Annotated in this window: 5 protein-coding genes; 3 read left to right on the top strand and 2 right to left on the bottom strand. The window is 26.0% G+C overall.

What is annotated here, in order from left to right; genetic code table 11:
• The 3 genes from Q0J90_RS04115 to Q0J90_RS04125 form a co-directional block, all read left to right on the top strand.
• Positions 1-536, top strand: a 536-nt coding sequence (locus tag Q0J90_RS04115) for an SAM-dependent methyltransferase (protein WP_297276702.1), incomplete at its 5' end; no start/stop codon positions are given.
• 67 nt (positions 537-603) lie between these two features.
• Positions 604-2,034, top strand: coding sequence for an SGNH/GDSL hydrolase family protein (locus Q0J90_RS04120; protein ID WP_297276703.1), 1,431 nt, complete (start codon positions 604-606; stop codon positions 2,032-2,034).
• A gap of 85 nt (positions 2,035-2,119) precedes the next feature.
• Positions 2,120-3,013, top strand: coding sequence for a leucine-rich repeat domain-containing protein (locus tag Q0J90_RS04125; protein WP_297276704.1), 894 nt, complete (start codon positions 2,120-2,122; stop codon positions 3,011-3,013).
• A 3-nt stretch (positions 3,014-3,016) separates the two neighbouring features.
• On the opposite strand, the gene Q0J90_RS04130 is transcribed toward Q0J90_RS04125, so the two are convergent.
• On the bottom strand, positions 3,017-4,006 hold the full coding sequence (locus Q0J90_RS04130) for a C45 family autoproteolytic acyltransferase/hydolase (protein ID WP_297276705.1): 990 nt from the start codon (positions 4,004-4,006) through the stop codon (positions 3,017-3,019).
• A gap of 108 nt (positions 4,007-4,114) precedes the next feature.
• Positions 4,115-5,007 (bottom strand): hypothetical protein (locus tag Q0J90_RS04135; RefSeq protein WP_297276706.1); only part of this gene is annotated, 893 nt, incomplete at its 5' end.

A 5,007-nucleotide genomic window follows, 5' to 3' on the forward strand; every position in this document is an offset into this window, starting at 1 on the left:
AAAAACTAAAATTAAAATTTCCTGATGCAAAAACAGTTCATACTGATATTATGAAATATGATCCGAAAGAAAAATTTGATTATATATTTATTAGTTCAGGTTCAGTATCATTGTTTACAGATATTGATATTTGCAAACAAATTCTAATAAGAATAAAGAACTGGCTTTTAAAAACGGGTAAATTTGTTTTTGCAGTTGATACAATAAAAAATAGATGTATAGATGATAATGATTATAATATTGCTGTATCTGTTAAAACAAAAGAAAATTTTGAAATACTGCTTAAATCAAAAAATTATTATGAAGAACAAACTCAAACCCAGTTTTCGCCATCAATTTATGAAATGTATAATAATACTGAATTGCTTCAAAGTGAGTTTATGGATTTTCAGACGCATCTTTATAAATATGGTGAAATGGAGCAGTATTTAAAAGAAGTTGGATTTACTCAAGTTAAAACATTTTCTTCTTTTGAAAAGGAAATTGCAGTTAATGATAAATGCGATATGTTTTTATTTGAATGCGGTTTTTTATAATTATTATAATGTAGTTGATTACTTGATAAATAATAAAAAAAATTATAAAAAATAGGTTATTTGTAAAATGATAAAAAACACAATAAAAATTATTTGCTTTATAGCTATATTTATTACATTGCTTTGGTTTTCAAGCAGAGTTTTAAGATTTAAAAATGACAATGGTATATACCAAGGCGACAGTTTTTATGAACAGAAAACTAACAGCATAGATCTTCTATTTTTAGGAAGCAGTCATGTGCATTACAATATTAATCCTGCCATACTTTACAAAGAATATGGAATTGCTGCATATAATTTTACTTCAGGAAGTCAGCCTATTTGGAGTACTTATCATTATTTAGTAGAAGCATTAAAATATCAGAAGCCTAAATTAATTGCATTAGAGTCTTATATTGTATCAGCAAGCAGAACTAATGTTGTAGATTATCAAATTGTAGCAGCTACTTATGCATTAAAATGGTCAAAAAATAGAATAGAATCTTTAAAAGTAACTGCTGCAGAAAGATTTGATGAGTTTATCAATCCAATGTACAGATATCATAACAGATACAAAGATTTAAAAGATGAAGATTTTATACCTTATGCTAATAATTATAATCATTATAAATATTTCAAAGGATACTCTTTTCACCAAAAAACATTTCCTGTTAAAAGACCTAATATAGAAAATATTAAAGATACCTTACCTTTACTTGAAGAGCAGGAAATTTATTACAGAAAAATATTGGAATTAGCAAAAACAAATAATATACCTATTGTTGTAATAGCTTCTCCTTTTCCTATGACTGATGATGAAGCTAGGCATTTCAATAGAGTTGGAGAAATTGCCAAAGAATATGATATTCCTTTTATGAATTTCAATATGTATTATGATGATTATGATTTGGATTTTTGGAAAGATTATAATGATGCTGGGCATTTAAATTATAGAGGCGTTCAGAAATATACTTCTTTTTTAGGTAAATATTTAAAAGATAATTTTGATTTGCCTGACAGAAGAGGAAATACAAATTATGATACTTGGGAGAAAAATGCTTTATATGAATATAATAAAGTTTATGATATGAATTTGAGAGATATAGAAAATATACATGATTATATAACTAAAATAACTAATCTCAATGATTATACTATAGTAATTAATATGCTTGGAGAATATACTACAAATGATAATATAGTAAAGAGTTTATATTCCAATTTTAATATAACTAATGAAATGTATACTAATAACGTCTCTTATGTTATAGATAAAAATAAATTAGTATTTTCTTCAATGGGTGAAACTAATTATATTTATCATAAAGAGCTTAATAAATATAATGATTTAGTAATTGACAGCGGAAATAAAATTATGATAAGCAGAAGCAATTTAATAAAAACAACAAACGGAATTAACATAATGGTTTATGATAATATAACTTCTGAGGTAGTTGATTTCTTTGATTTGCCTTATACCAATGATTCTATAAGAGAATCAATAGAGAGAGATTATTAATTTATATCAAAAAATAAACTTTTTTTATTTATATTTTATAAATTTTTGTTATATTATAATTAATATTTAATTATAGGTAAAACGAATGAAAAAAATTTTATTAATATTTATATTAGCAATTATAAGTGCATCATGTTCATCTTCAGTTATGAATCCTGATAATAATACAGAAACAACAAATCCGTCAGAACCAATAAACCCTCCTGAAATTGTACCTCAGCCTATTTTAGATGCTGAAGCAATGAAGTATGGAATAGATATCTCTCAAGATGATAATATAATAAAAGAGCAAATAGCAACTAAAATGCAAGAGTACAAGAAAGATAAAGGTCAATATAAAGTAATATTTATAGGAAAACCTAAAGCTGAATATACTCAGAAGAGTTCTCTTGCAAAGTTAGTATTGGATGCAGCATACCAATTATCTATTTATTATAAAAATGTAGAAATAGATATTAGTAAAATTTATTTTGATGAGAGAAAGATAAAATCTTCAATGTTTAAAGGATTTCCTAGTTATGCTGATTGTACAATAACTTTTACATTCCCAGAAAATAGTATAACTGTTATAGAGGGCAATGCTTTTTCTCTTTTTGGCAAACATTTTAAAGAGATAGCTATACCAGATTCTGTTATTGGTATTAAGGCTTATGCTTTTCAGGTAGATAATAGTCTTAGCAAAGTAACATTTGGCGTCAATAGTAAACTTGAATATATAGAAGATTTAGCATTCTCTTATTGTCCAATAAATGAAATAGTAATACCAGCATCAGTTACTTCAATAGGAGCAAATCCATTTGGAAATTCTTTAACTAAGGTTACTTATTTGGGAACAAAACCTAATACTATAAAAAATAATAGAAATGTATTTTCATCTTATGATAGTATTCAAACTTTATCAGTACCTAATGCAGAAGATATAACAGACCCTGCTTGGAAAACTTTTTTAGGCGGTAATTTTCAAAATATTACAAAATAATTATTAATTAAAAAGCCTTTTATCCTCTTTGAATTTTTTTCTTGAGGGATTTCCTTCTGCTCTGTATATTTTATTTTGTTTGAGTGAATAAATACTAGACCAAATAGTATCTATATGTTTTTTTCTATCATACTGACATATAAAACCATATTTACCAGATAATAAATTCTTTGCAAAATCCAAATCATATTTTCCTGATGCATTTTTTAATGTATTATATCTTTCATTAGAATAAATATCATCATATAAATCTGTTTGATATTCTATCATAACATTGCTAGTAAAATGATTTGCTGTAAATACATAATCATTCTCTATCACCTCTGCCCTATCGCAATTACATTCTATTAAAAATATATCTCCATACTTATCCGCTAGAATTATATTTTGTGCTGAGGATATAGGTACTTCTTTTATAAAATTTAAAGCTTCCTTTGAAGTTTTGAATTTTTCTAAAATATATCTAATTATCATACCTGCATTTAATCCGTAATTTATCTTTGTAGGATAAACAAAAGTCAAAGCACAGGCAAGAGAATTTTCATTTACACCATCTTCCATTTCTATGAATGCCGTAGTATTTCCTACAAATGAATATGAATTATCTAATCTATAATAAGTGCTGTCGCAATACTTTTCTATATCTATTAAAAAATCGCTATTCTTTGCAAGTATTACATCATCATCTGTTTTGAAAGCAAATGATGAACATTTATTTTCAAATGTAAATGCATACATTGTAAATAAAAAACTGCATATTTCTTTATAATTTGATTTTATATTATTAGCATTCAATCCGTCAGACATACCTTTTATTTCTTCTATTATCTCTGGAAAAAATTCTTTATATATTGGAAAACATTTTTGAGCAAACTCTCTTCTCTCTTCTGATATAATTATTTTACTTAAAGGATCTATACAGTTTCTTGAAAGTATACTTCCGTATTTAAATCCTGCTTTATAATGATCGCCTTTAAATCTTGAATGATACATAAAATTCTTCTCCTAAAGATAAAGTATATAAAGGCTAGCATAATAAAAATTTTAAGTAAATATGAATAAAAAATTTTTTCTTCTATTTGAAAAGTTGATACTATAAAATCAAGTTTGCTGATGAAACATTGCAGTAATATTGCAGTCAGTACAAATTTCTATAAATAAAGTACCTTCTGCCATAGATTCAATAGTATGCCATTGAATTTGCATTAAATATTTCATTTTCTTTCCGCAGCTTGGACATTTCATATATTCCCAGTCCTGAACCCAATTAGCAAATCCGCCTATTGTGTTTAAAGTATCATCAAATGCCCCATAAAACAAAGGAACTTCATTTTTTGAAAGAATATAATTATTATTATGCATTGAATTTAATTCTTCTTCCCCTATATAATTTTCTTCAGAGGGATAATAATTTTCAGATGTTTTATCGAAAGGAAGTATTTCGCTTCCTCCTTTTAAATCATACTTTGAATAAGTAGTATTATAAGTTACGCAATTAGGACAGCATGAAGCTTTTATTATACCATCAACACCTATAAATTTAAGTCTTTCATCTCTGCCGTCAATAATAGCCATATCCATAGTTTTGCATCCGCATTCGGGACAATTTTCATCTCTTAACAAAGCTATTTTAATAGGGCTTTTTTCTTTTTCTTCTTTGCAATTAGCTTTATCTAAATAATAACATTTATCGAAATTTAATATTTGTATTTTTTTATCTTTATCAAAAGTCCAGCCTGCACATTCAGCATAAATGGAAGGATCAACATAAAGCTTCTTTCTCCATTCTCTTGGATTCATTTCAAAATCGTATAAACAATCAAGTGCAGTATCATCTCCCTGCATAGCTAAACATGATAATAAATTGGCTCCTTCAGAATAATCTTTAGTTGCTTTTATTCTTTTTATAAGTTCATCTCTTATTTCTTCACTGGCTTTATAATAAAATACTTCAGGATAATAAATTTTTTTCTCTAATGCTTTTTTGGCTATAT

This window comes from uncultured Brachyspira sp., assembly GCF_944390595.1.
In the GTDB taxonomy this organism is placed as follows: domain Bacteria; phylum Spirochaetota; class Brachyspiria; order Brachyspirales; family Brachyspiraceae; genus Brachyspira.